We start from the raw sequence: 22,734 nt of genomic DNA on the forward strand, positions 1-22,734 counted from the left end.
GTGTTGAAATGTAATTCTTTAGAAAATTGAACGTAGATAGCATGCAGAATTTTATGGATAGCCTGGGCTTGGCGTCAAAAGACTTTATTTTGGGGTTGGCCAAGTACCTAACACTCGACTCTGTTCCAGGAATCGTTGCTGCAACTATCTTTGCGGTGGCCTGTGTCATTGTCCTTATAATGTATCTTTCCACAGAGCGTCAGAGACGCGCTGTGCTCAAACTTACTCGCATCGTTACTCAGACAAGTGGAGAACAAGATTTCTCGAAAAACTATGCTTCAATGTGCGCGCGTATTGAAGCATGGGGAGGAACCGGACCTCAAAGACGCCTTGCGGACATTTGGGCCGAGTTTCGTGAAACCGTCGTTGAGCCGAGTGAGAGCCATAGTGGTGTCATACAAAACTCAGCGAGACCGGATGAGTTTTTCAACACCTACAGCCTTGGATTTGGACTAAGCCGTTGGCGCTTTTGGCCCGGTGTTTTGGTCTCGGTTGGCCTGTTTTTGACATTTCTTGGGCTGGTTGCTGCACTAGTCCAAACCGGTGATATTTTGAAAGGCGCCAGCGATGGCGCCGACTCTGCAGTGATGACAGCAGCGCTCAGCCAGCTACTCGCAGTGGCCTCTGCAAAATTCATCATGTCGTTGTCGGGGCTGTTTGCATCAATTCTGGTTGGGCTATCCATTCGGGTGTTGTCCGGCCGCATTGATGGCCCGTTAGCAGCGCTTTCACACGCGATTGAGCGGCGGGTTCAATTCCTGAGCCTTGCTGATATTGCACAAAAGCAATTGGGGGAAACGCAAGAGCTGCGTTCACATCTTTCCAAGCTGAACGCTGAGCTTATTTCAGCTCTTTCAGAGCCTTTGAAAGAAGCAAGCAACCGCGGAGGCGAAGCAGCTGCAGATATGATGAAATCAGTTGCAACAGGCGTTTCGGAAAGTCTGAATAAGACAGTCTCTGATGCGGGAAATCAGATGGAAAAAGCCGCCGAGGGGATGCGGGATACAACTATAGGTCTTGATGCCGTATCCCGCCGAATTGAGGCAGTTGTGCAAGATCTGACGAAAGCTGCAGAGGCTCTCGAAAAAGGGGCGACCCCCTTGGCTGAAGCGATCTCGGGCACAGCCGAAACAGCCAAAATTATTGGAACAGCCGGAGTCGATCTTGTTGAACGAGCAGAAATATCTCTGGGACATCAAACAACCGCTTTGACCGCCGCTGCTGAGGCGATCAAGGTGCAAATTGAAGCATTTGAAAGCCGTGCTAAAGCTTACGATGGAGATATGGAAAGTGCGTTGAAGGTTTATAAAACCAACCTTGATGCAGCGATGAGCGAAGTGCAGGTGTTTTCAAATGACGTTCACGGACAGTACGCAGACGCCTTGCAGCGGTTACGAACCGTAATTGAAGGCGCGCGGTCATTCACGCCCGAGCCGGAACCGATTTCAGAGCCTGCGCCAGAATTGGACGTCGAGAATACAGTTGAAGATGCGTCAGCTAATGCTTCTCCACCGACAACAACAAAACTGCTGAATTCCGAATGAGCAATGCCCGCCATCATGCCCGTTACGGTGATGAAGAGGACGAATCCGCTTTCATCTCGATGACGGATATGACGGTCAGCATCCTCTTTATCGTTCTGATCCTATTGGCGTTCTTCGCAAGTCAACTTCGGCCTGAGCAAACAGTAACGGTAAGTGAGTATGAACGGGTAGTTGCGCAATTAGATGAGCGGGAGGCCCAACTTCGAGTTGCCCAAAGCGCGATTGAAGATTGGACGGATGGGACTTTAGATGTCGCAACACTGTTACGGCTTCGAGAAGACGTCCTGCGCCTAACTACCGAAGTAACCAACCTTCAGGCGAGGGCGGGGCGGTCAGAGGATCTGGAGCAAGATATTGTTGTGTTGAGGGAAGAGTTGAATCGTGCGCGTACTCAACTAAGTCTAATCGAAGTTAATCCCCTGGAGATGTACAACAGTTCGGTAGCCCAGGAGAGAGAAAACTTGCTAACGTCTCTGCGAGATCAAATCGCGGAGGAGTTTCCGGAGCTTGGCGTGCGGGTAAGCGATGGTAAAGATGCATTGCAGTTTCAAGGTGAAGGATTGTTTGCGTCTGGGAGCCCACGTTTGTCAGCCGGCAGTCAAATAAAGATCGAACGGATTGCAGACCTCATTCATGCCGTTTTACCTTGTTATACAATGGGCCCACAGTCAGCGTATGACGCGCAATGCAATCCGTCCTTTGCAATCGTAGAAGCTCTGCAAATTGAAGGACACACAGACAGTGACGGTTCCGCGAACGCCAACGTGTCTTTGAGTTCCCAGCGAGCAGCTACGACCTATGGCGCGATGATTTCCCATCAACCCGGCTTGAACATCCACCAGAACTTTACAGATCAACCGGTCCTGTCTGTAGCGGGTTACGGGGAGGACCGACCTGTGACGCTGAACAGTAGCCCAGAAGGCAAAAGCGCCAACCGGCGGATCGATCTAAGGTTTATTATGCTGCGCCCGGCAAGTATCGAAGACATAGATTCGATTAAAGACGGTTTCTTGCGGCTGGATGCCCCGTGACCGTCCGCGCGCTCATCCCAGCTTTTAGCAGGCCTCAGGCTCGAGACTTTGAAGAGCCGATAGCCTTGGTTGAAATGTGCAACGAAATTGCAGTGGCGTATCAAAGCAAATCTACTTTGGCTGAACAGGACATTCTGGGCCTCGCAGCAACCTACGACAAGCGGCGTGTTGATGGCCGTTGGGATGGCGCGACCGAGGCTGATGTTGCCATGCTCTTGCGTGCTGCATGCGCCGGTCATTTAACCCAATTTTCTGATTTGCAGGATTTCCTACTACAACAAGCTGCACGAACAAGCCGTCTAAATCTGCTGTCAGCGATGTGCGAGGGGTACTTCGAAGGCTGGAAAGAGGATGATACACTAACCGTTGAAGTCTCTCGAATAATGCAAGACAGCGCGAAGAAGTTACCTGAGAATTTTTCGCATCTGGTCGTGTCATTGCCCGACGTGCTTAACTCCAGTTCGGGTGCCTTGCAGCTTGCAACACGTATGGCTGGGTATGATCGACCACATGAGATGTTGACCTCTTGTGGTTTTTCCGACCCTCACGCACTTGGCTTTTGCGCAAAGGTATCACGTTACTTCCTCGCATCATTGCCGCCAATTCGAAGCCGTGCCGACATGGATCGCTTAATGGATTGGTGCCGACCTGATCGCGCTCTCGGTTTGCAGGGGCCGCAAATGATTGAAGCAATCAATCTATTTTTGCGCCCGTGGGTGCAAACCAGTCCCAACAAGGCTGACAAACAGTATTTGACTGACTTTTTGGTAAACCACTTTGACGATCCACGGATTGCTGGCGAACATGTTTGGATGGATGTGGACCCTGACTGCCGTGGCGTTCTGCTGAGATGGTTGGCAGGGGACAGCATCATTGCCTTCATGGATATCATATCTGCTGTTGAGCATAAAAACCCAGAAACTTGGCGGATGCGGCGCGAGTTCTGGACCCGCCTTTATGATGAGGGCACTGTTTCGGAGGCATGGGTGGCGCTTCATCCAGTTGCGGTGGATGAGGCGCAGCGCCGATTTGATCGAACGCAAAACCTTTCTCTAAAGGCCTATGCAAAACAATCAGGGAAAAGACGTGATACGTCTCTTTTGATTATGCGCGCTGGGAACACGGTCATTGTCGAGGGATCTCAGAACTATCGAGTTCACATTTTCAAGGAAGGAGCATTGCAGCGCCCGGTGCTTTACCTTGATGAATATGATGATGAAAATATCACCCTGGAGCAAGGTAATCCTAACACCCGAATTCACGACATTCATGGCCGCTGGCGCGAGTGGGTCAGGGGGCGGTTGAAATGATATCACTCATTCTCAGCGAGGTCAGACAAGACGCCATCGTTCTTGTTCCAGTGCAGGCAGCAAAAGGTATCTTCCGCAAGTTCCAGCGCAGCTCAAGCCCCGATCTAACTGTCATTCATCAGGAAGATCGGGCGCTCACTTACGCATTGGCGCGCGTGCGTTCACTGGACCCGGAAAGAACACAGAGTGTTGTGAAGTCGGATAGTTTGACCATTTCCCACCGGCTTGTTGCTCAGATTGAAGACGCCTTTGCCGCCCCTTTGGGCCTGCCACACTTGATAAATGGGCTATCATTTGCGGCCAAGATGCAGGGTACCATAGGCAGTTCTGATGCCCGTCTAGCGTGGTGGTGGGAACGCAATGGACGGAAAGAGAGTGTACCGCGTACTGGGGCGATCTTATTTCCAGACATGGCAGAGCGACGCATGCGGATACCCGATGCAATCTATCAAGCGATTCGGCTTTCCGAAGAGTTCGAACCTGATGCCCCTATTGAGACTCACTGGCGGGCCCTTGCGACGTATAAGACATTCTTAGGCAATGCTGCTGGGACTGTGCTTGATCCGTTTCTAGAAGGTCTGAAAATCGTCAGCGTGGGGCGCTTGAGTCTCGAAGTTACTGATCCAGATGATTACAGGTTCGCCCCCACACCTGTTTCGACTGCGGAAGACGACTTTCTGCTGTCGCATTCAAACAAACTGAGTTTTCAGGCTGCCGTTACCAACCGAGGTGAGCAGCCAACGTATCGCCTAACCGATGGAACATTCGCGGTGATTGATCGCTCCGCAGCGCCGGTTCTCAAGGTAATTGCACAGGCCATGAACGAAGACATAGTAGGCCGTAAGGCCTTCATTGCTGATGCTTCTCGCCTTATTGCAGAGGCAATTGAACAACATTTCCGCGAGACTGGCGCGATAAACGATGAAACACCTCCGGAAATGTCAGTTGAACTGATCGAACGCACTGTCGACGAAGGTTGGACCGAAACGACAGGCTGGTCTGACCGCGTCATCGGGGTCGGCGTCGCGGTGCCAACTCCTTCAGAGATTGACGAAGGGAGTGGCCTACCGTGGCTGCCGCCGACCATGTCCCCAACCGTGGGTGAATGTCTTGGTGCGCTTGCGGACGAAGAGGTCGCTGACACAATCTTGATGTTACAACGCGCATTGCTTTCTGGGGCAAAATTTCTGGATTTGCATACCGGAACAGTGCCAGTCACCGCTGAGGTGATCGAAGCGTTAAAACGTCGTGGGGCATTGCTTTCAGAACCTGCACTGATAGACGCAGACGCTGCTGACGCTTATCTTCCTATCGTTCACGCGAACCTTCATGATCTGGATTATTTTGCCGATGTTCAGCCTCGCAGTGGTTCAGAAACCAAATTGCCTAAGACTGTGTCGGCAGATTTGCGTGGCTATCAGACAAACTCGTTTTTCTGGCAGGTCGAAGCATGGAAAGTTGGGCTTCCCGGCGTTTTGAACGCGGATGAGCAAGGCTTGGGTAAAACCCTGCAAACGTTGTCATTTCTAGCGTGGTTAGATCACCAAATTGAGATGGGTGAAGTTGAACCGGCCCCAGTTCTGATCGTTGCGCCAACCTCTCTTTTGCACAACTGGCAAGCAGAGATTAATTTGCATCTGACGCGGAATGCACTTGGCCCTATCCACCAGCTTTATGGAACGGCCCTCTCTGCATGGCGTAACGATAAAGCGCGTGGAAGAGATATTGGCGACGGCACAGTGCATCTTGACCTGTCGCCGCTTCATGGCAAACGCGGTGTCATTATCACGACCTATCAAACGCTGGCGAATTATGCGGTCAGCTTTGCAGGTCTGAAATGCGCAACGGCGGTGTTTGATGAGATGCAGTTTATCAAGAACCCGCGCACCCAACGCGCGCAGGCAGCCAAAGCTGTGCAGGCTGATTTCTGGATCGGATTGACGGGTACACCAATTGAAAACAAGACACAGGATCTGTGGTCAATTTTGGATATTATATGCCCCGGGGCACTGGGATCGTTGGCTGCGTTCAACCGGGTGTTTGCGAAGCCGTCTGCAAACCGATTGGCCCAACTTCAACGAGCATTGTTTCAAAAAAGCGGTGCGCGCCCAGCCTTATGTCTTCGACGTACCAAGATTGACGCGGACCCGACGATACCGCCAAAAGTTCGGATCATGTATCCACGCCAAATGCCTCCGGCACAAGCGATCCGTTATGATGAAGCGCGTGCAAAACATGGTGGCATTCTTCAGGTCTTACAACACATTCGTCGAGTATCTGCCCATCCGGGAATGATAGAAGGTGAATTGATCAACGATTTTGTAGGAGCTTCGGCTCGGACAAGTGCTGTGATGGATATTTTGCGCTTCGTGAAATCAAAAGGCGAGCGTGCGCTGGTGTTTGTCGAAAACCGAGATATCCAAGCTTGGTTTATTGAAATCCTCAACCTTGAATTTGGCCTGAACGTCATGTTGATCAATGGTGATACGTCAATTGACGATCGCCAGTGGATTACAAAACAATTCCAACGAGAACGCGGTGATGACAACGAATTTGATGTGCTGGTTCTGGGGCCGCGTGCCGCTGGTACGGGCTTAACGTTAACTGCCGCGAACCATGTTATTCATCTGACGCGGTGGTGGAACCCCGCGGTAGAAGAGCAATGCAACGATCGGACCCACCGCATTGGCCAGACGCGCCCTGTGACGGTTCACCTTCCAATGGCGGTGCATCCCGAACTTGGCCCTGCCTCTTTCGATTGTCTGCTGCATCGATTGATTTCGCGCAAGATGGGCCTCGCTTCCAACGTGTTGCAGCCTTTGGATGTTGATGAACATGATCTAAAGCAACTGCATGATTCATCAGTTTCAGGCCGTGTTGTTGACGAGGGACCACAGGCTTTCTCGCTTGCTGACGGATTGCCGGGTAGAACCGATATTCAGATCACAAGCTTGGCAGATGACATTATCCGGGTGTCTTCAAAAAATTGGCCGAATAGACTTGTTGTTGCTGCTCACAAAGATGCCGGAATAATTTGCGAATTTGTTGATGAGTCCACAGATCATGTGGTTTCAGTTTTGCCTCCTGATGATAGCGCCAAATTTGGAGGATACGTTCCCATTTCCATAATCAAGGATAGCCGTTTGTGGCCTGATTTTCTTGTACCTTATTGATAATTAGGCGGCAGCGCATCCCGTACCGCTGATATCTTTGTAGTCAACGCCGTTTGACGGGGAGTCCAAGTCGCTGAAAAGTGGGGAATGCGACTCTCACTAGATAACTCATTGATTTCTAGAAAGAGTCGGAGTTGGAGGTAGCGCGCGCCACTACACAGATCAAATTCGCATAAGGTTCAATATGAAAGAATTTTACTGCTGATGGCATAACTTGCCGAAGCTGGTGCCAGTTGTCGCATGTATGGGCCGATATTGGCCCATTGATCTAGTCGAACAATTTATACGCCACAGTATCCGATTGCCGTTAGCTCCCAGAGAAGCTCTTCCATCAACCAGAGCTTTCGCATTCTATCGAAACTCATCTGCATGAATCGAAAGGATGCGTCATGTCATGTGCGAGTATGGGACCATGAAAAGAACGGTTAGGCGTCATCAGCTTAGGGAGATGGTACCGTTATCTGACACCACGATCTACGAACTCGAAAAGCGGGGAGAATTCCCTAGACGGTTTCATCTGTCAGCCAGGTGTGTGGTTTGGGATCAAGCAGAGGTAGAAGCATGGCTCGATGAGCGCCGAAGGTTGTCGGATCTCAAGACCAACAAACGTGCCCCTGTACCTGACGTACGCTTGCGCAAAGCCCGCCCGGTCAAATTGTCGGCTCGGGGACGAGGAGGTCCATCGCCGGCGGATAGAGCGTAGGTTGATACCTCTGGCCAGACACCCAAGCATCAACAAGATTGGCCCATTCCTGCATCATATGGCGGCGTTGATGCTCGTATTCGGCCTTATTGTATATGCCGCGCGACGACCGACCATCCTCATGTGCAAGGCATTTTTCAATCCAATCACCATTGAACCCCAGCTCGTTTAACAGCGTCGAACCGGTGCGGCGCAGGTCGTGAACGGTGAAGTGTTCCAGAGGTAGGCCCTCCTTTTGCGCTCGTATGATTACAGCTTTTGTTACGCGGTTGAATGTCGCCCGCGACATTGGGGCATCCGCGTCATAACGCGACGGAAGCAGATATCTGGAATTGCCTGCGCAGGTCTTCAGCGCGATCAGTATGTCGATCGTCTGTTGTGCCAGGTAAATGTTATGGGGCTTGGATCGCTTCATTCTTTCCTTCGGAATCGACCAAACCGCGTTCTCAAAATCGACTTCATCCCAAGTGGCGTCCTGAAGCGTAACCGCTCCATTGTTACCGCGGTGATTTAGCCTTGATGCGGGCGACAAGTTCGGCGTCATCTACGAAGTCATCAAGGAATTCATGCCAGGTTTTGGTGATTGCGCGGGCGTCGCCGATCATGTCCTTCAGCTCCGTGATGCCGTCGTCGGTCAGTGCGGAGACGGTTTCGTCAGCGCCGGCATATACGCTGACGATGTTGCCATATGTGAGGTTGTCGTCGTTGGAGATGATCGCTTCGAGAAGCTCGACGTCCTCGCTCAGCATTTTGGCGACATAGTCGATGGTGCAGACATGTGTCACCGCAGCCATCAGGCAGCCTCTGAATGGGTCGCGTTCAGCGGTGCCCAGTTCCACGGCAGCAACTCATCCAGCCGGTTGACCTTATGATCGTGAATGCGGTCGAGAATGTCAGCAAGATAGGCCTGCGGGTCGAGACCGTTGAGCTTGGCCGTTTCAATGACCGTCATGGCGCGTGCGAGAGTTTCTGCACCGGTATCCGCCCCTGCAAATAGCCAATTTTTTCTGCCGATTCCAATCGGGCGCAGGGCACGCTCGGCGGGATTGTTGTCGATGGCCACACGACCGTCAGTCAAGAACAGGCTGAACGCATCCTTGCGGCTCAACCCATACCTGAAGGCTTTGGCCAGATCACTTTTGCCGGGAATGCGCAGGAGTTGTTGTTCAGACCAGGCAAAGAAGGCCGTGACCTTTGGCTTGCTCAACTTTTGCCGCGCGGCATGACGGACGTCAGCGGGTTGACCGTTGATGTCACGCTCAATGTCGTAGAGCTTGCCGATCCGGTCGAGCGCCTCGCGGGCGATCTCGGATTTGGTCGATGCCCAAAAATCATGGAAGTCACGCCGCAGATGCGCCCAACAGGCCGCTTCGCGTAAACGCGGCACGCCACCCGGTTCAGGCACGTAGAGTTTGGCATATCCCTTATAGCCGTCGGCTTGCAGAATGCCGCGCGCGTCAGCCAGATGGCTAAGGACATGCTCTTCCTTCCAGTCTGGCGCAAACCGATAGACGGCACCGGGTGGTGAAGTCCCCGCCCAGGGGCGTTGGTCCCGCACATAGGCCCAGATCCGGCCTTGTCTGACCCCTTTTCCAAGACCCTTGTCGCGCTTTGACCGATCCAGCACCCGGATCGGCGTATCGTCCGCATGCAGCAGATCGCTGCCCATGATGTCGGCCTCGATCCGCACTATAAGCCGCGACAGGGTTTTCATTGCCCGCCCACACCAGCCAACAAGCGTGCTTTCTGGGATGTCGGCACCCATGCGGGCAAATATCTCGTGCTGACGATAGAGGGGAAGGTGATCATCAAATTTGGAGACCAAAATGTGGGCCAGCAGGTTTGGTCCCGCCATGCTGCCCGAGATCGGGCGGCTCGGTGCGGGCTCCTGCACCATCTTTTCGCAACGACGGCAGGATTTCTTGATGCGGGCGATCTGGATGACTTTCATCTGCGCCGCGATCATATCCAGCAACTCGCTGACATCCTCTCCCACCACGCGCAGATCACCACCACAGTCAGGACAGCACGTGCCAGGATCAAGCTCATGGCGCTCCCGCAGGGTCGTATCCGAGACGCGCGGGCGGCGGCGCAAAACGGGCGCATCGGCAGCCTCTTGCGAGGGTTCGTCCAACCCTTCATCGATGGGCGCATCATCGGTTTCGGCCACGGCAACCAGCAAGTCTTCGAGCGCCAGTTCAAGTTGCTCGATCTCGCGTTCAATCTTTTCCGAGGACTTGCCGAAAGCCAGCTTCTGGAGTTTAGCGATCCGTAAACGAAGCGCCTGGACCAGCTGATCATGGACCCGCAGCGTCGCCGAGATTTTGGCGTTTTCAGCCTGTAGTTCTGCGATCATCGCCCTCAATACAGCAGGATCATCGGAGAGGTTTTCAGCGGGTTTCGACATGCGTCTGATTACCAAAAAGCAGGCTGAGGCACCATATAAATAACGCCCATACAGACGTAAATCACCCTACACGCGCGGGCGGAGCGCCCCAATCCGGACGTCGCCAGTCGATCCCTTCCCAGAGCATCGCAAGCTGCGCAGAGGTCAACCGCGCAGAACCATCTTTGGCGCTTGGCCATGGAAATCGGCCGCGCTCTAGAACCTTGTAGTACAGGCAAAACCCTTGGCCATCCCAATACAGCAACTTCAGCCGATCACCTCGCCGCCCCCGGAAAGCGAACACCGCACCACCCGCCGGTTTCTGACGCAGCACATCCTGGGTCAAAGCCGAAAGGCCCGCGATGCCTTTCCTCATATCCGTGACGCCACAAGCCAGATAGACCCGAACCCCAGTTCCCGGACCAATCACGCCGCGTCTACCGCGCGGATCAGTCGTGTCAGCGCGGCGGCGTCCACGGCAGTGTCAAATCGCAAACAACGTCCATTGCTCAAGCGAAGCTCCACAGCAGATGGCGGCGTGGGCTCAGGCGGTGGTGTCACAGCCTCTGCAATATGGAAGTCAATTGGCAGAAAAACTGCACCCTCGCCGGTGGGCCACAGCCCCTTCTTCTTAAGCTCATGTCGCCATCTGTAAATCTGCTGGCGCGTCACATCGTGCCTATGCGCAACATGCGTGACAGTCGCCCCGTCAATTCCGACGGATGAAACAATCGCCAACTTGTCATCGTCATTCCAGCGACGCCGACGCTCAACACCTAAAACCTCACCGCGCATGACACCCTCCACATAAGACACGTCACTAACGACGTCGTTATGCACGTGTCTTAACGCAACAAGCCAAAATCAGGCAGGCGGTACCAATCGCGCGGTTACCCTGAAGCTCGCTCTTGCGCACCATGGTCAACAGGAACATTTTGACACCGAGACGAATGGTCGGAAGGGTCGCGACATGTTCAAGCTGGTTCAGCATGATCCTTATCTCTGAGGGCAACAGCGACCGGTCTCTTGGAACGAACGTGGCTATGGACGACGGTCCAACCTCATCCGCAGGATTGGCGACTTTCTCTCCGTGAAGGATCGCGAATGCGTAGATGAGTTTCACGATGTCCCGAACATGGACGGCGGTCGCTGGTGCGCCGCGATCCTTTACCGTTGCGCATCTCATTCGCAGGTCGTCAGCACTGATCTCCGACAGCAACCGATTTCGGAACGTTGGAAGAATATCCCGCTCAAACACGGAACGCCGCATGGCGCGCGTACTGTCCGCCATCTTGGCTTCTTTCAACCACCGTTCGCCAAACTCACCGAAGCTCTTCGCTTCTTTCAGGCGACGCTTGTCGCGTTGCTTCTCCTGCGCGGGCGAACGACCTTCGGCAATGAGACGCTTCGCATCGATCAATGCCTCTCGAGCGCGAGCCAGAGATAGGCCCGCTGAGCCATATCGACCAAGGGTGAGCGTCTCACGACGATCATTCAAACGATAGTCGAAACGGAACACGACTGTGCCCGAAGGTTGAACCGTGACGTACATACCGTCACGGTCCGAAATTTTATACAATTTGTTCTTTGGTTTCAGGGATCTAAGGGCGGCATCTGTCAGCATAACACTCTCCCAAATCTGGGTTTATCGAGCGAAAATACGGAAATATACCGTCAGCTAGAATTCCATATCCGATTTTGAGATTTTACCCAGTAAATCAGCATGTTATGAAGATATTTATACCGTCATCGCATTCGAAGTGCTGACGGTATATCAGATTTCGACAGATTTTAAAGTCTCGCATACCGTCAGATATACCGTCATAATATTCGATAGCCCACCGATAGATAGTGAAGCATCTCGCATGCTGTATTGTTTATTATCAGATACTTATATCGCGTTGTGGAGAGAAATCGGATACGCTAGCGCAGGCAAAATTATTCCCATTCGATCGTGCCGGGTGGTTTTGAGGTGATGTCGTAGGTCACGCGGTTGATGCCGGGTACCTCATTGATGATCCGGGTTGCGGTTTCTCCCAGAAAGTCATGGGAAAAGGGGTAGTAATCCGCGGTCATGCCATCAACCGACGTAACAGCCCGAAGCGCACAGGCAAAATCATAAGTGCGCCCGTCGCCCATGACACCCACGGTGCGCACGGGCAGGATCGCCACAAACGCCTGCCAGATTTCATCGTACAGACCATGTTTGCGGATTTGATCGATGTAGACTGCATCGGCTTCGCGCAGGATATCGAGCTTTTCGCGGGTGATCTCACCGGGGCAGCGAATGGCAAGGCCCGGTCCGGGGAAGGGATGGCGGCCAATAAAACTGGCGGGCAAGCCCAACTCGTGACCCAAAGCGCGGACCTCGTCTTTGAAGAGTTCGCGCAGCGGTTCCACCAGTTGCATGTTCATCCGCTCGGGCAACCCGCCGACGTTGTGGTGCGATTTGATCGTGACTGAGGGGCCACCCGAAAAGCTGACCGATTCGATCACGTCGGGATATAGCGTGCCTTGGGCCAGAAAATCAGCGCCGCCAATCTCCTTGGCGTATTTCTCAAAGACCTCGATAAACAGCCCGCCGATGATCTTGCGCTTGGTTTCGGGGTCGCTGACGCCGTTAAGCTTGCCCAGAAACAAATCCGATTCATCCGCGTGGATCAGGGGCAGGTTATAGTGCTCTCGAAACATGCCAACGACTTGCGCCGATTCGTCTTTGCGCATCAGCCCGTGATCCACATAGACGCAGGTCAGCTGGTCGCCGATGGCTTCGTGGATCAAAACGGCAGCAACGGAACTGTCCACGCCCCCTGAAAGCGCACAGATCACGCGCCCGCTGCCCACCTGTTCGCGAATCTTTGCGATGGCTTCTTCGCGGTAGGCCCCCATGGTCCAATCGCCTTTGAACCCGGCCAGTCGGACGAAATTTTCATATAATTTGGCGCCATTGGGCGTGTGATGGACTTCGGGGTGAAACTGCACCGCGTAAAAATGGCGTGTTGTATCAGCAGTGATTGCAAAAGGCGCGTTGGGCGAGGTGCCAAAAACATCAAACCCGGGCGCGATCTGGCTGACGTGATCGCCATGGCTCATCCAGACCTGTTCACGGTCCTGATCGGTTTCGAACCAGCCTTGCAGAATGTCCAGTCTGCGCGCAGTCGGGGTGACATATGCGCGTCCAAACTCTGCGGTGCCGTGTCCGCGTTCGACCTTGCCGCCGAGGCAATGCATCATCACCTGCTGACCATAGCAAATACCCAGGATCGGCACGCCAAGTTCAAATACAGTGGCCGGGGGCATCGGTGCCCCTTGCGCAAAAACGGAAGAGGGTCCTCCGGATAAAATCACGGCCTTGGGTTTGAAGGTGTCGAGAAAAGAATCGTCGACCAGATTAAAGGGATGAATTTCGCAGTAAACATTCAGTTCGCGCAGGCGACGTGCAATCAGCTGCGTCACTTGGCTGCCAAAATCAATAATGAGGAGGCGGTCATGGTCAGATGTGCTCATGTGGGCTGATTATGCCGCCTGAGAAGGCGTGGCAAGCCTGAGAATTAGAGTGCTTGGACAGGCGCGCATGTTTTTCGCTGAAATACGGTGCCGTTATATTTGCGCATGTCGCTTTTTTCCCTGCAAAGCCGTTCTGAGCGGGCGCGTCGAATGGCAGATGGGGTAGGTGCAGTGCAACAGCGAGCGTGAGGGTGTGAACATGTCGGTAGCAGAACGTAGAAGAGGTCGCGGCGGTGGTGGTGCTGCGCGCCGGGCTGCGCGAACCGCAGTGTCATTCGAGACTGCGCGTTATATCGAACGTAACATCCCGAACTTCGAAGTGCTGAGCGAAGAAGCGCTGGAGATTATCGAGACCAACGCGGAAACGTTGCTTGAGGAAATCGGCGTCAATTTCGTTGAAAACCCTGCGGCTTTGCAGCGCTGGCGCGATGCCGGTGCCGATGTGGACGGCGAACGCGTGCGAATCCCGCGTGGGCTGGCGCGCAAGCTTTGTGAAACTGCCCCGTCAAGTTACACCCAGCATGCCCGCAATCCGGAGCGTTCGGTCGTGGTCGGTGGTAAGAACCTCGTGCTGGCGCCGGTCTATGGCCCGCCCTTCGTGCGCGATATGGCTGGCGGACGTCGCTATGCCACAATGGAGGACTTTCGCAAATTCGTGAAGCTTGGCTATATGTCCAAGTGGCTGCATCATTCGGGTGGTACTGTGTGCGAGCCCACGGATGTCCCGGTGAACAAGCGCCATCTTGACATGCTGCACGCGCATATGACGCTCAGCGACAAGCCGTTCATGGGCTCTGTCACGGAACCGAGCCGCGCGCAGGACAGTGTGGATATGTGCGGTGTGCTGTTTGGCCAAGACTTCGTGCAGGAAAACACGGTGATGACGTCGCTCATCAACATCAATTCACCGATGACTTTTGATGATGTGATGATGGGCGCGTTGGAGGTTTACGCACGTAACAATCAAGCCTGCATCATCTCGCCCTTTATCGTGGGTGGCGCGATGGCACCTGTCTCTGTGGCAGGCACGCTGACACAGGTTCTGGCCGAGGTTCTGGCCGGCATCGCCTATAGCCAACTGATCCGGCCCGGAGCGCCGGTCATCATGGGCGCGTTTGTGACCTCGATTGATATGAATTCAGGGGCACCGACCTTTGGGACACCAGAGGCTGCGCATATCACCTATGGCGCGGGTCAACTGGCGCGCAGGCTGGGTCTGCCGTTCCGGTCCGCGGGTTCATTCTGCGGGTCCAAATTACCGGATGCGCAGGCCGCATATGAGACGTCAAACAGCCTCAACATGGGGCTGCTGTCAGGGGTCAACTTTATGCTGCACGCCTGTGGTTGGCTCGAAGGCGGGTTGGTGTCATCCTTCGAAAAGTTTGTGATGGACGCGGATCAACTCGGCACCTTGCACCATCTGGCGCGCGGCGTGGAAATTGACGAGAATGCGCAGGCGATGGACGCCATTCGCGAGGTTGGGCCGGGCGGGCATTACCTTGGTTGCGATCACACCCAAAACAATTTCAAGTCAGCGTTCTGGAAGTCCGATCTGCTGGATTACAAACCCTTTGAGACGTGGGAAGACGAGGGCGCGCGGGATACGCAAACGCTCGCCAGCCTGCGTGTTGAGAAAATGCTGGCGGATTATCAGCAACCTGCATTGGACCCGGCGATTGCCGAAGCCTTGTCTGATTTCGTCGCGCGCAAGAAGTCGGAAGAACCCGACAGCTTTATGTAGATCACGCCGTTTGTGCGGCGCGCAAGACGCGTGCCTCACTGACCATTGCGATCAGCACATCCACATGTTTGACGAGGCTATAGCTGCTGTTGCCGCTTACGCGCTGCGTGTTCAGCTCGTTTTCTATTTCCATCAGTTTCAGCAAGGCAGATCCATGTCGCGGCAGGACACCGTAGCCAAGCAGGCGCGGTAAGTGCGTGCTGCGGCGATAATCTTCGGCACCAATTCGGGCAGCACGCATCAAAAGTGCAGGGCGGCGCAGGGCGTGCAACATGGAGAGAATGTCTTGCATGGGTCGTGTCCTTTTCTTGATCGACACCAGATGAGCTGATGTTCGAGCTAAGTTTATGACACACTTTATACGGGTGTTGCGCAGGCCGCCGGACGGTCGCGCGGGGTGGTTTATACCTTGTTTACCCTTTTTATGGGTAGGCCGGGTTTTCAGAATAAGGCAGGACTGTTGCGCAAATCGGCATTATACCGGGCGGTCGTTTAAATACTGTTTATGTAAAAGATACAATACTTTGCATATCTACCCGTATTAACGAACAGGTAACCAGTTTCTCCCTTAGGTTGCATTAATGAATAGAAATGCAACCATAAAAAACGACTGGTGACTGCCCAATGAAAGACCTTGAGACGCTCACATATACCCACCCAATTGATAGCCTGCAGCTGCCCGACTGGGTGCCCTCTGCCGCGCAGATGTATCTTGCGCATACAGAGGCCGGATTGCCAATCCGTGCATTGGCACGGGCCGCAGGTTGCCATGCGTCGACCATCCTGCGCCAGATCAGACGCATCGAGACGCGGCGCGACGACCCGCTGGTAGATGCCGCGCTGCGCAACCTTGGGCATGTGCATTTCAAACCCTGCCTGACACCCGCCACACCAGAACAAGAGGACTCAACCGCCATGACCTTTCAATCAAAAATCCGCCGACCTGACCAGCCCGCCGGAGCGGCCGAGGATGAAAACTTTGAGGCTGAAGCTGTGCGCGTTCTGCGTCGCTTGTGTGAAACAGGCGCTGTTCTGGCTGTTGCGACAGAGATGGAAAAGGCTGTCATTGTGCGCGACGGCGTTGCCGGTGCTGCGACACGCACAGGAGTGGTCAACCGAAGCTTTGCCGAAGCGCTTGCGCTCAAGGATTGGATTTCGCCCAAGCAAAACGGAAAAATCACGCGTTATACAATTACGCCTGCAGGCCGCTCGGCACTTGAGGGCATGATGGATCATGTGAGGGCAGACGACGCGCCCGGGTTTGCAGAGAGCCAGACAGCTTTTGTGGGATCGACATCCACATGGGGAGCGTCGGAGGACATTGAAACTGAACGCCCGCGGCGCATGCGCTATAATCTTGCGGAAAGCCCTTTGACGGCGCTGGCGCGGCGCAAGGACAAAAACGGCGAGCAATTCCTGACAGATAATCTTGTTTCCGCAGGTGAGCAACTGCGCGAAGACTTTGAACTGGCTCAGATGGGCCCGCGCGTTACGCAAAATTGGGACAGCTTTCTGACAGCTGGCGATCATGGCAGCTATGTACCCGACAGTGGCGTGAATGACGGGCCGTCCAATGCCCGCAAGCGCGTGGCGGATGCATTGTCAGAACTGGGTCCGGGGCTGTCTGATGTTGTGCTGCGGTGTTGTTGTTATCTTGAAGGTCTCGAAACCGCAGAGAAAAAGCTCGGCTGGTCCGCGCGGTCGGGCAAGATCGTGTTGCGGATCGCTCTGATGCGCTTGAAACGCCATTATGATGAGACTGTGGGCCCGGGTGGTCCGCTGATCGGATAACCCCGTGTTTCCACGGTGGTCGAGCGCGCGATTACGTCACTTTTACACTGGCAGCTTTCAGACCTGCGGCGCTGCGCAACCTGAGCCTAGTTAAGGAAACGATCATGGTTTTTGTGCACATTGCGGTTGAGATCGAGGATAAAACCGTGCATCTCGGTCGAGGAACGGGCGATTTCTGGGTGGGCCATGCAGATTGGAAAAACACGGCGGGCGATAAGCGCTGCCATGCGTCTATCGTACGTGGTGATTTGGGGGCTGCTCGCATCTGGCACAGCACGGGCTGACGTGCCGCTCGAGGGTACGTGGTCATTAGGCTATCAGACCGGCATCATGACCAATCAGCGTGCGCATGATGCGATCAACCCATCGAAAGTCGAATTTGTTGACAACTACCTGCTCGGGTTGCTCGCCGGATATGACGTGCCGATTGGCGACAGCCGCTTTTCATTCGGGATCGAATTTCAGGCAAATATGCACTTTGGCGATCAGGGTTTTTACGAAATAGTCGTGCCTGTCGTGTTGCGGTACTATCCCGAAGAAAGCTGGTGGGATGCCTTTGACAGTTTTTCCTTTGGTCTCGGCGGATCACATTATTCCGAAATTTCAAACGTCGAACGTGAAAAATACGGCGAGTCGCGCCGTGATCTTGTGTACTGGTTTCTCGAAGCGGAATTTGCCACCAGAAACGCAGATGAAACGATCTTTGCGCGTATTCACCATCGCTCAAACGCCTTTGACACGTTGGAACCGAACGGCGGTTCAAACGCCTTTGTGGTAGGTTTCAGACGCGCGTTCTGACAATATCGCCTGAGTAATAGCGGCCATGCGTCGCGGGACCTTTCGCTAAGCGGTTGTTGTGATACATAGGGAATGGATAATTAGTCTGGAAAAGCAGATGCGTGACATTAAAATTCCCGAGCAGCGCCATCCGGAAAAACAGCGCCGCGCCGATAGCCCACAGCCCAAAAAGCCACATTGGATTCGTGTGAAAGCACCCGGTGGCAAAGGCTATGCGGAAACTGCGAAAATCATGCGGGAAAACCGGCTGGTCACGGTGTGCGAAGAGGCAGGCTGTCCGAATGTGGGCGAATGCTGGAGCCAGGGCCACGCGACCATGATGATCATGGGCGAAGTCTGTACCCGAGCCTGTACGTTTTGTAACATTGCAACCGGAAAACCGCCCGAGGATCTTGACGCGTTCGAACCGGGCCGTGTGGCACATGCGGTTGAAAAACTGGGCCTCAATCATGTGGTCATCACATCGGTTGATCGAGATGACGTAGAAGATGGCGGTGCGGACCATTTTGCCCAGACGATTCGGGCCATACGTCACCGCAGCCCCGCCACCACCATAGAAATTCTGACGCCTGATTTCATCAAATGCGCGCCCGACGCGCTCGAAACGGTTGTCGAAGCGCGGCCCGATGTTTTTAACCACAACCTTGAAACCGTGCCGGGTCTCTATCCAGAAGTGCGACCGGGCGCGCGGTATTTTCATTCGCTGCGCTTGCTGCAACGGGTAAAAGAGCTTGATCCGCGCATGTTCACGAAATCCGGGATCATGGTGGGTCTGGGAGAAGACCGCCAATCCGTGATGCAGGTCATGGACGATATGCGCGCTGCAGACATCGATTTTTTGACCATCGGTCAATATCTTCAGCCCACGCCGAAACACCACGGTGTTGATCGTTTCGTGACGCCTGATGAATTTGCAGCCTATGAAAAGGCCGCGTTTGGCAAAGGATTCCTGATGGTGTCCGCAACGCCGTTGACGCGATCATCCTATCATGCAGGAGATGATTTTGCACGACTGCGTGCTGCGCGCGAGGCGCGTCTGAGTACTGCATGAAAACCGTGCCAAAATGGCCATTGGTAGATAAAAACGGGTTTGAGTACTTTACACAACCTAAACGATAGTCGAGGGTGATACAAAATTTCACCCGTTGTACTAACTACATCGTTGGACACTGCCATATGTCGAATAATCATTGGGCCGTATTCGCCTTGCGCGATATCCAAACCGCTTTGGACTGCGACAAATACGACGTCGCATCCTGTCATATTGATGATGCCATTGCGGCCATTCTTGCACAGGACGAGCAGGATGCGACGGGTCATCATGGTGACGACACTGATGTGGGAATGGGCGCGAGCTTTGGTTCGTAAGTACACCCGGTAAAGTCGGTGTCTTGGTGTAAAGCCAGCTACCGCGCATCGGGACAAATTCGCTAGTCAGGCTCGGTAAACCGGACTTTTCCGATGTAGGGTAGGTTTCGGTTGCGCTGCGCGAAATCAATGCCGTACCCGACCACAAATTCGTCCGGAATTTCAAAACCTGTCCAGTCTGCTTTGAAATCGACTTCGCGCCGGCTCGGTTTGTCGAGCAATGCAATGGATTTCAATCGGGCGGGCAGGCGGCTTTTCAACAACCCGGTCACATGGTTCAGCGTATGGCCTGTGTCTACGATGTCTTCGACAACCAGCACGTCGCGGCCTTCGATTGCGCCGCGTAAGTCTTTGAGAATGCGCACTTCCCGACTGCTTTCCATGCCGTCGCCGTAACTGGACGCTTCAAGAAAATCGACCTCGATGGGCAGATCAAGCTCACGTACCAAATCTGCGATAAAGACGAAGCTGCCACGCAATAAGCCGACCACCACAAGTTTATTCGTTTGGGAAAACTCGCTGTGAATTTCCTTGCAGAGTTCCTCTATGCGCGCCGCGATTGATTTGGCCGAGATCATCTCGTCTATGACATAAGGACGCGTTACCATGTGTTTTACCTTGAATTAATCGGGTGAACATAGGACATGAGGGCTAACTGGACGAGCCTGACAAATCAATGCCAACGCACTCTGAAAACCGCACTCTGCCGTATAGTGCGCAACAAATGTATGATCTGGTTGCAGATGTGACCGAGTACCCGAAGTTTTTGCCGTGGTGCTCGGCTGCGCGTGTCAAATCCACAGTGCCGCAGGGCGATTCCATTGTAATGGAGGCTGATTTAGTGATCAGCTTCAAAGTCTTTCGCGAACGCTTTACAAGCCGTGTTGTGTTGATGCCTGACGACAAGCAAATTGACACGGAATACCTTGATGGGCCTTTTCGGTACATGAAATCGAACTGGGCATTCAAGGACGTCGAGGGCGGATGCGAGGTGTCGTTTTTCGTAGATTTTGCGTTTCGCAACATGATCTTGCAGCAGCTGATTGGCGTCGTTTTTAATGAAGCGATGCAGCGTATCGTACGCGCCTTCGAGATGCGGGCGCAGACCTTGTACGGCAACGCCTGAACCTGTCAACGCAGAGCGGTCAAGATCATTCTGAGTGCATGATCGCGGGCGGCGGCGCGCACCTGATCGCGACCCAACGCGCCAAACTCTATCGTTTCCACACGCAATTCCTTGTCGATGGCACAGGCGAAACAGACGCGGCCCTCGGGCTTGTGTTCCGATCCTCCCGGTCCTGCAATGCCTGTGACAGAGATCGCAAGACGCGCCGCTGAATGGCGCAACGCGCCCAGCGCCATCTCTTTCGCCACCGGTTCAGAGACTGCGCCATATCGTTCCAATGTTTCAGACTGAACGTCCAGCATGTCGGTTTTGGCGGCATTGGAATAGGTGACAAATCCGCGATCCACCACCTGCGAGGATCCGGCGATGTCAGTCAATGCAGCAGCCACCATGCCGCCCGTGCAGCTTTCGGCAGTGACGATCATCACGTTTTTGGATTTCGCAGCTTCCAGAACATCAATGGCGAGCGTCATCTCACATAAGCCCGTGATAAAGCCCGGCAAGCAGCAGCACGCCAAGCGCGGCAAAGATGCCCGCGATGACATCATCCAGCATGACACCGAGTGCGTCACCGCGCCGATCTGCCCATCCGACCGGACCGGGTTTCCAGATATCAAACAGCCGGAACAACGCGAAGGCTGCGATCCAGCCGGGCCACATCACGAGAATATTCATCCCCATCGACCACGCGGCATAAGAAAGGGGGAGCAGCGCAATCCATTGCCCGACCAATTCATCCACCACGATTTCCGACGGATCATGGTCGTCGCTGTCTCTGGTCATGACAGCCGTGGCCCACCATCCCTTGGCAAAAGCCGCAACCACGCCGAGGCACAACAAGGGAAACCCACCAATGACATGCAACAGCCACGCCCAAGGAAGCGCAACTAATGAGCCCCATGTTCCGGGGGCAGGGCGGACATAACCAACCCCGAGCACGGTCGCGATCATCTTTGCAAACTGGCTCATGAGCGCACCAAGGCGGCGGTAGCAATGCAGGCGATCCCTTCGCCGCGGCCTGTAAAGCCAAGCCTTTCTGACGTGGTCGCCTTGACGGATATACGTGACAGCGCCATGCCAATAATCTCGGCCATTTTCTCGCGCATGGCCTGTGCATGTGGACCAATCTTTGGGAATTCGCAGATCAAAGTACAATCTATGTTGTTGATTTCAAAACCTTGCTCACTGGCCAGAGCCACCGCATGCTTTAAAAAGACATCGGACGCGGCCCCTTTCCACTGTGGATCACTCGGTGGGAAATGCCGACCGATATCGCCAGCGGCCAACGCACCATAAATCGCGTCCGTCACTGTGTGCATCGCTACATCAGCGTCGGAATGCCCCACCAGCCCCTGCGCATGGGGAATGTCCACACCACAAAGCGTCACATGATCGCCGGGCCCGAAAGCATGCACGTCAAAACCATTGCCAAGTCTAATGTCCATCGCGAGCCCTCAGGATTGCCTCAGCCCGGGCAAAGTCGTCGGGCAGCGTTATTTTCAGATTATCCTCATCTCCCGGCACAATGACAACGTCAAACCCGGCACGACGCGCAACTTCCACGTCATCGGCAGCCCCCTCGGGAAACTGTTGGTGAGCGCGTAAAATCGGTTCCAGATGAAAGCCCTGCGGTGTCTGTGCGCGGTAGAGACCCGTGCGATCCGCCGTGCCTGAAACCCGTCCGTTTTCGCCGGTCCAAAGCGCATCCACCACAGCGACCGCGGGGGCGGCCGCCTCTGCGGTCTCAAGCGCGCCGATCACGTCATCGATCACGCGGCCCGTCACGCAAGGACGGGCGGCATCGTGGATCAGTGCTGCATCCGCTTTGCCAGTCAGCATCTGCAAACCTGCAAGCACGGAGGCACTGCGCGAGGGGCCGCCATTGGCGATGACGAGGCCGGGCTCGCGTGGCCACAGGTCGGTTTTGATGTCATCGGGATGCAGCACCAGCACGACATCGTGAATGTTCGGATGTTGTGTGAAAGCGCGAATGGCCTGTTGGGCGACGGTCCCGTCTTTCAAAGGACGCCATTGCTTGGGAATGTCACCCCCCGCTCGTATTCCGCGCCCTGCCGCGACAATGACTGCACCAACCTTCATGGCATGACCGCCTCACTCATTACATGTGTTTATGGCTTTGCGCCGTGCGACGCAATCGTTCAGAAAGCTGCCTTAAATTTAGGCAAGTAGCCGAACCACACCCCTCGAAGGCCTTTGGATTATTGAGAGAAAAGCGCTAAACTGTTAATAATCAGG

General features: G+C 54.2%; 25 protein-coding genes. 12 read left to right on the forward strand and 13 right to left on the reverse strand.

The features are described 5' to 3' along the window. Window positions 1–53 precede the first annotated feature (53 nt). The 5 genes from RLO149_RS08585 (at window position 54) to RLO149_RS23110 (ending at window position 7,761) form a co-directional block, all read left to right on the forward strand. A complete protein-coding gene (locus tag RLO149_RS08585) occupies window positions 54–1,544 on the forward strand; it encodes a hypothetical protein (RefSeq protein ID WP_148264332.1) in 1,491 nt (496 codons plus the stop codon). Next, window positions 1,541–2,575, forward strand: a complete 1,035-nt coding sequence (locus RLO149_RS23765; RefSeq protein WP_044025268.1) for an OmpA family protein — start codon at window positions 1,541–1,543, stop codon at window positions 2,573–2,575. The genes RLO149_RS08585 and RLO149_RS23765 overlap by 4 nt, the downstream gene beginning before the upstream one ends. Next, window positions 2,572–3,885, forward strand: coding sequence for an EH signature domain-containing protein (locus RLO149_RS08595; RefSeq protein ID WP_013961694.1), 1,314 nt, complete (start codon window positions 2,572–2,574; stop codon window positions 3,883–3,885). Before RLO149_RS23765 ends, RLO149_RS08595 begins: the two co-directional genes overlap by 4 nt. After that, on the forward strand, window positions 3,882–7,058 hold the full coding sequence (locus tag RLO149_RS08600) for a DEAD/DEAH box helicase (protein WP_013961695.1): 3,177 nt from the start codon (window positions 3,882–3,884) through the stop codon (window positions 7,056–7,058). The genes RLO149_RS08595 and RLO149_RS08600 overlap by 4 nt, the downstream gene beginning before the upstream one ends. A gap of 412 nt (window positions 7,059–7,470) precedes the next feature. After that, complete coding sequence (locus RLO149_RS23110) at window positions 7,471–7,761, forward strand: helix-turn-helix transcriptional regulator (RefSeq protein WP_148264333.1); 291 nt, start codon at window positions 7,471–7,473, stop codon at window positions 7,759–7,761. On the opposite strand, the gene RLO149_RS08605 is transcribed toward RLO149_RS23110, so the two are convergent. From RLO149_RS08605 to guaA, 7 genes are all read right to left on the reverse strand, one after another. After that, complete coding sequence (locus RLO149_RS08605) at window positions 7,709–8,305, reverse strand: tyrosine-type recombinase/integrase (RefSeq protein ID WP_245538147.1); 597 nt, start codon at window positions 8,303–8,305, stop codon at window positions 7,709–7,711. The two genes, RLO149_RS23110 and RLO149_RS08605, sit on opposite strands and share 53 nt — an antisense overlap. Further along, window positions 8,259–8,555 (reverse strand): hypothetical protein, encoded by a 297-nt coding sequence (locus tag RLO149_RS08610; RefSeq protein WP_013961423.1) that lies wholly within the window; start codon window positions 8,553–8,555, stop codon window positions 8,259–8,261. The genes RLO149_RS08605 and RLO149_RS08610 overlap by 47 nt, the downstream gene beginning before the upstream one ends. Continuing rightward, the gene (gene tnpC / locus RLO149_RS08615) at window positions 8,555–10,168 is read right to left on the reverse strand and encodes an IS66 family transposase (protein WP_013961422.1); all 1,614 of its coding nucleotides are present in this window, start codon (window positions 10,166–10,168) and stop codon (window positions 8,555–8,557) included. Before tnpC ends, RLO149_RS08610 begins: the two co-directional genes overlap by 1 nt. A gap of 61 nt (window positions 10,169–10,229) precedes the next feature. Further along, the gene (tnpB, locus tag RLO149_RS08620) at window positions 10,230–10,577 is read right to left on the reverse strand and encodes an IS66 family insertion sequence element accessory protein TnpB (protein WP_013961421.1); all 348 of its coding nucleotides are present in this window, start codon (window positions 10,575–10,577) and stop codon (window positions 10,230–10,232) included. Next, complete coding sequence (tnpA, locus tag RLO149_RS08625) at window positions 10,574–10,942, reverse strand: IS66-like element accessory protein TnpA (protein ID WP_013961420.1); 369 nt, start codon at window positions 10,940–10,942, stop codon at window positions 10,574–10,576. The genes tnpB and tnpA overlap by 4 nt, the downstream gene beginning before the upstream one ends. Window positions 10,943–10,979: 37 nt before the next feature. Then, window positions 10,980–11,771, reverse strand: a complete 792-nt coding sequence (locus RLO149_RS08630) for a tyrosine-type recombinase/integrase (RefSeq protein WP_245538148.1) — start codon at window positions 11,769–11,771, stop codon at window positions 10,980–10,982. Between the two features lie 314 nt (window positions 11,772–12,085). Continuing rightward, on the reverse strand, window positions 12,086–13,654 hold the full coding sequence (guaA, locus tag RLO149_RS08635; protein ID WP_013961697.1) for a glutamine-hydrolyzing GMP synthase: 1,569 nt from the start codon (window positions 13,652–13,654) through the stop codon (window positions 12,086–12,088). 199 nt (window positions 13,655–13,853) lie between these two features. On the opposite strand from guaA, the gene RLO149_RS08640 reads away from it, so the two are divergent. After that, window positions 13,854–15,395, forward strand: a complete 1,542-nt coding sequence (locus RLO149_RS08640) for a trimethylamine methyltransferase family protein (RefSeq protein WP_013961698.1) — start codon at window positions 13,854–13,856, stop codon at window positions 15,393–15,395. A gap of 1 nt (window position 15,396) precedes the next feature. Here RLO149_RS08640 and RLO149_RS08645 read toward each other — a convergent pair whose 3' ends face one another. Next, on the reverse strand, window positions 15,397–15,687 hold the full coding sequence (locus RLO149_RS08645; RefSeq protein ID WP_013961699.1) for a DUF6477 family protein: 291 nt from the start codon (window positions 15,685–15,687) through the stop codon (window positions 15,397–15,399). Window positions 15,688–16,019: 332 nt separating this feature from the next. Here RLO149_RS08645 and RLO149_RS08650 point away from each other — a divergent pair, with 332 nt between their 5' ends. The 5 genes from RLO149_RS08650 to RLO149_RS08665 all read left to right on the forward strand — a co-directional run bounded on the left by RLO149_RS08650 (window position 16,020) and on the right by RLO149_RS08665 (window position 19,352). Continuing rightward, window positions 16,020–17,186 (forward strand): DUF6456 domain-containing protein, encoded by a 1,167-nt coding sequence (locus RLO149_RS08650; RefSeq protein ID WP_013961700.1) that lies wholly within the window; start codon window positions 16,020–16,022, stop codon window positions 17,184–17,186. Between the two features lie 104 nt (window positions 17,187–17,290). Beyond that, window positions 17,291–17,470 (forward strand): hypothetical protein, encoded by a 180-nt coding sequence (locus RLO149_RS24110; protein WP_245538149.1) that lies wholly within the window; start codon window positions 17,291–17,293, stop codon window positions 17,468–17,470. Further along, window positions 17,412–17,984: a hypothetical protein gene (locus tag RLO149_RS08655; protein WP_245538150.1), complete on the forward strand. Its 573-nt coding sequence runs from the start codon at window positions 17,412–17,414 to the stop codon at window positions 17,982–17,984. Before RLO149_RS24110 ends, RLO149_RS08655 begins: the two co-directional genes overlap by 59 nt. 97 nt (window positions 17,985–18,081) lie before the next feature. Further along, on the forward strand, window positions 18,082–19,035 hold the full coding sequence (gene lipA / locus RLO149_RS08660; RefSeq protein WP_013961702.1) for a lipoyl synthase: 954 nt from the start codon (window positions 18,082–18,084) through the stop codon (window positions 19,033–19,035). A gap of 125 nt (window positions 19,036–19,160) precedes the next feature. After that, window positions 19,161–19,352, forward strand: a complete 192-nt coding sequence (locus RLO149_RS08665; protein WP_013961703.1) for a hypothetical protein — start codon at window positions 19,161–19,163, stop codon at window positions 19,350–19,352. 62 nt (window positions 19,353–19,414) lie between these two features. On the opposite strand, the gene hpt is transcribed toward RLO149_RS08665, so the two are convergent. Beyond that, window positions 19,415–19,960 (reverse strand): hypoxanthine phosphoribosyltransferase, encoded by a 546-nt coding sequence (hpt, locus tag RLO149_RS08670; protein WP_013961704.1) that lies wholly within the window; start codon window positions 19,958–19,960, stop codon window positions 19,415–19,417. 68 nt (window positions 19,961–20,028) lie between these two features. Here hpt and RLO149_RS08675 point away from each other — a divergent pair, with 68 nt between their 5' ends. Further along, a complete protein-coding gene (locus RLO149_RS08675) occupies window positions 20,029–20,478 on the forward strand; it encodes a type II toxin-antitoxin system RatA family toxin (protein WP_013961705.1) in 450 nt (149 codons plus the stop codon). Between the two features lie 5 nt (window positions 20,479–20,483). Here the strand turns inward: RLO149_RS08675 and RLO149_RS08680 are convergent, their stop codons facing one another. Genes RLO149_RS08680 through ispD form a run of 4 tightly spaced genes read right to left on the reverse strand, consistent with a single transcriptional unit; the run spans window position 20,484 to window position 22,578 of the window. Continuing rightward, the gene (locus RLO149_RS08680; RefSeq protein ID WP_013961706.1) at window positions 20,484–20,951 is read right to left on the reverse strand and encodes a CinA family protein; all 468 of its coding nucleotides are present in this window, start codon (window positions 20,949–20,951) and stop codon (window positions 20,484–20,486) included. A 1-nt stretch (window position 20,952) separates the two neighbouring features. Continuing rightward, complete coding sequence (locus RLO149_RS08685) at window positions 20,953–21,447, reverse strand: phosphatidylglycerophosphatase A family protein (RefSeq protein WP_013961707.1); 495 nt, start codon at window positions 21,445–21,447, stop codon at window positions 20,953–20,955. Continuing rightward, window positions 21,444–21,923, reverse strand: coding sequence for a 2-C-methyl-D-erythritol 2,4-cyclodiphosphate synthase (gene ispF, locus RLO149_RS08690; RefSeq protein ID WP_013961708.1), 480 nt, complete (start codon window positions 21,921–21,923; stop codon window positions 21,444–21,446). The genes RLO149_RS08685 and ispF overlap by 4 nt, the downstream gene beginning before the upstream one ends. Continuing rightward, entirely contained in the window at window positions 21,913–22,578 is a 666-nt protein-coding gene (gene ispD / locus RLO149_RS08695) for a 2-C-methyl-D-erythritol 4-phosphate cytidylyltransferase (RefSeq protein ID WP_013961709.1), read from the reverse strand. The genes ispF and ispD overlap by 11 nt, the downstream gene beginning before the upstream one ends. Between the last annotated feature and the right edge of the window lie 156 nt (window positions 22,579–22,734).

The organism is Roseobacter litoralis Och 149, assembly GCF_000154785.2.
Taxonomy (GTDB): Bacteria; Pseudomonadota; Alphaproteobacteria; order Rhodobacterales; family Rhodobacteraceae; genus Roseobacter; species Roseobacter litoralis.

Excerpts from the sequence above, each read along its gene's own strand:
- RLO149_RS08585 (WP_148264332.1), top strand. The coding sequence starts at position 54 with ATGGATAGCCTGGGCTTGGCGTCAAAAGACTTTATTTTGGGGTTGGCC.
- RLO149_RS23765 (WP_044025268.1), top strand. The coding sequence starts at position 1,541 with ATGAGCAATGCCCGCCATCATGCCCGTTACGGTGATGAAGAGGACGAA.
- RLO149_RS08600 (WP_013961695.1), top strand. The coding sequence starts at position 3,882 with ATGATATCACTCATTCTCAGCGAGGTCAGACAAGACGCCATCGTTCTT.
- RLO149_RS23110 (WP_148264333.1), top strand. The coding sequence starts at position 7,471 with ATGAAAAGAACGGTTAGGCGTCATCAGCTTAGGGAGATGGTACCGTTA.
- RLO149_RS08605 (WP_245538147.1), bottom strand. The coding sequence starts at position 8,305 with ATGACGCCGAACTTGTCGCCCGCATCAAGGCTAAATCACCGCGGTAAC.
- RLO149_RS08610 (WP_013961423.1), bottom strand. The coding sequence starts at position 8,555 with ATGGCTGCGGTGACACATGTCTGCACCATCGACTATGTCGCCAAAATG.
- tnpC (WP_013961422.1), bottom strand. The coding sequence starts at position 10,168 with ATGTCGAAACCCGCTGAAAACCTCTCCGATGATCCTGCTGTATTGAGG.
- tnpA (WP_013961420.1), bottom strand. The coding sequence starts at position 10,942 with ATGCGCGGTGAGGTTTTAGGTGTTGAGCGTCGGCGTCGCTGGAATGAC.
- RLO149_RS08630 (WP_245538148.1), bottom strand. The coding sequence starts at position 11,771 with ATGCTGACAGATGCCGCCCTTAGATCCCTGAAACCAAAGAACAAATTG.
- guaA (WP_013961697.1), bottom strand. The coding sequence starts at position 13,654 with ATGAGCACATCTGACCATGACCGCCTCCTCATTATTGATTTTGGCAGC.
- RLO149_RS08640 (WP_013961698.1), top strand. The coding sequence starts at position 13,854 with ATGTCGGTAGCAGAACGTAGAAGAGGTCGCGGCGGTGGTGGTGCTGCG.
- RLO149_RS08645 (WP_013961699.1), bottom strand. The coding sequence starts at position 15,687 with ATGCAAGACATTCTCTCCATGTTGCACGCCCTGCGCCGCCCTGCACTT.
- RLO149_RS08650 (WP_013961700.1), top strand. The coding sequence starts at position 16,020 with ATGAAAGACCTTGAGACGCTCACATATACCCACCCAATTGATAGCCTG.
- RLO149_RS24110 (WP_245538149.1), top strand. The coding sequence starts at position 17,291 with ATGGTTTTTGTGCACATTGCGGTTGAGATCGAGGATAAAACCGTGCAT.
- RLO149_RS08655 (WP_245538150.1), top strand. The coding sequence starts at position 17,412 with ATGCGTCTATCGTACGTGGTGATTTGGGGGCTGCTCGCATCTGGCACA.
- lipA (WP_013961702.1), top strand. The coding sequence starts at position 18,082 with ATGCGTGACATTAAAATTCCCGAGCAGCGCCATCCGGAAAAACAGCGC.
- RLO149_RS08665 (WP_013961703.1), top strand. The coding sequence starts at position 19,161 with ATGTCGAATAATCATTGGGCCGTATTCGCCTTGCGCGATATCCAAACC.
- hpt (WP_013961704.1), bottom strand. The coding sequence starts at position 19,960 with ATGGTAACGCGTCCTTATGTCATAGACGAGATGATCTCGGCCAAATCA.
- RLO149_RS08675 (WP_013961705.1), top strand. The coding sequence starts at position 20,029 with ATGCCAACGCACTCTGAAAACCGCACTCTGCCGTATAGTGCGCAACAA.
- RLO149_RS08680 (WP_013961706.1), bottom strand. The coding sequence starts at position 20,951 with ATGACGCTCGCCATTGATGTTCTGGAAGCTGCGAAATCCAAAAACGTG.
- RLO149_RS08685 (WP_013961707.1), bottom strand. The coding sequence starts at position 21,447 with ATGAGCCAGTTTGCAAAGATGATCGCGACCGTGCTCGGGGTTGGTTAT.
- ispF (WP_013961708.1), bottom strand. The coding sequence starts at position 21,923 with ATGGACATTAGACTTGGCAATGGTTTTGACGTGCATGCTTTCGGGCCC.
- ispD (WP_013961709.1), bottom strand. The coding sequence starts at position 22,578 with ATGAAGGTTGGTGCAGTCATTGTCGCGGCAGGGCGCGGAATACGAGCG.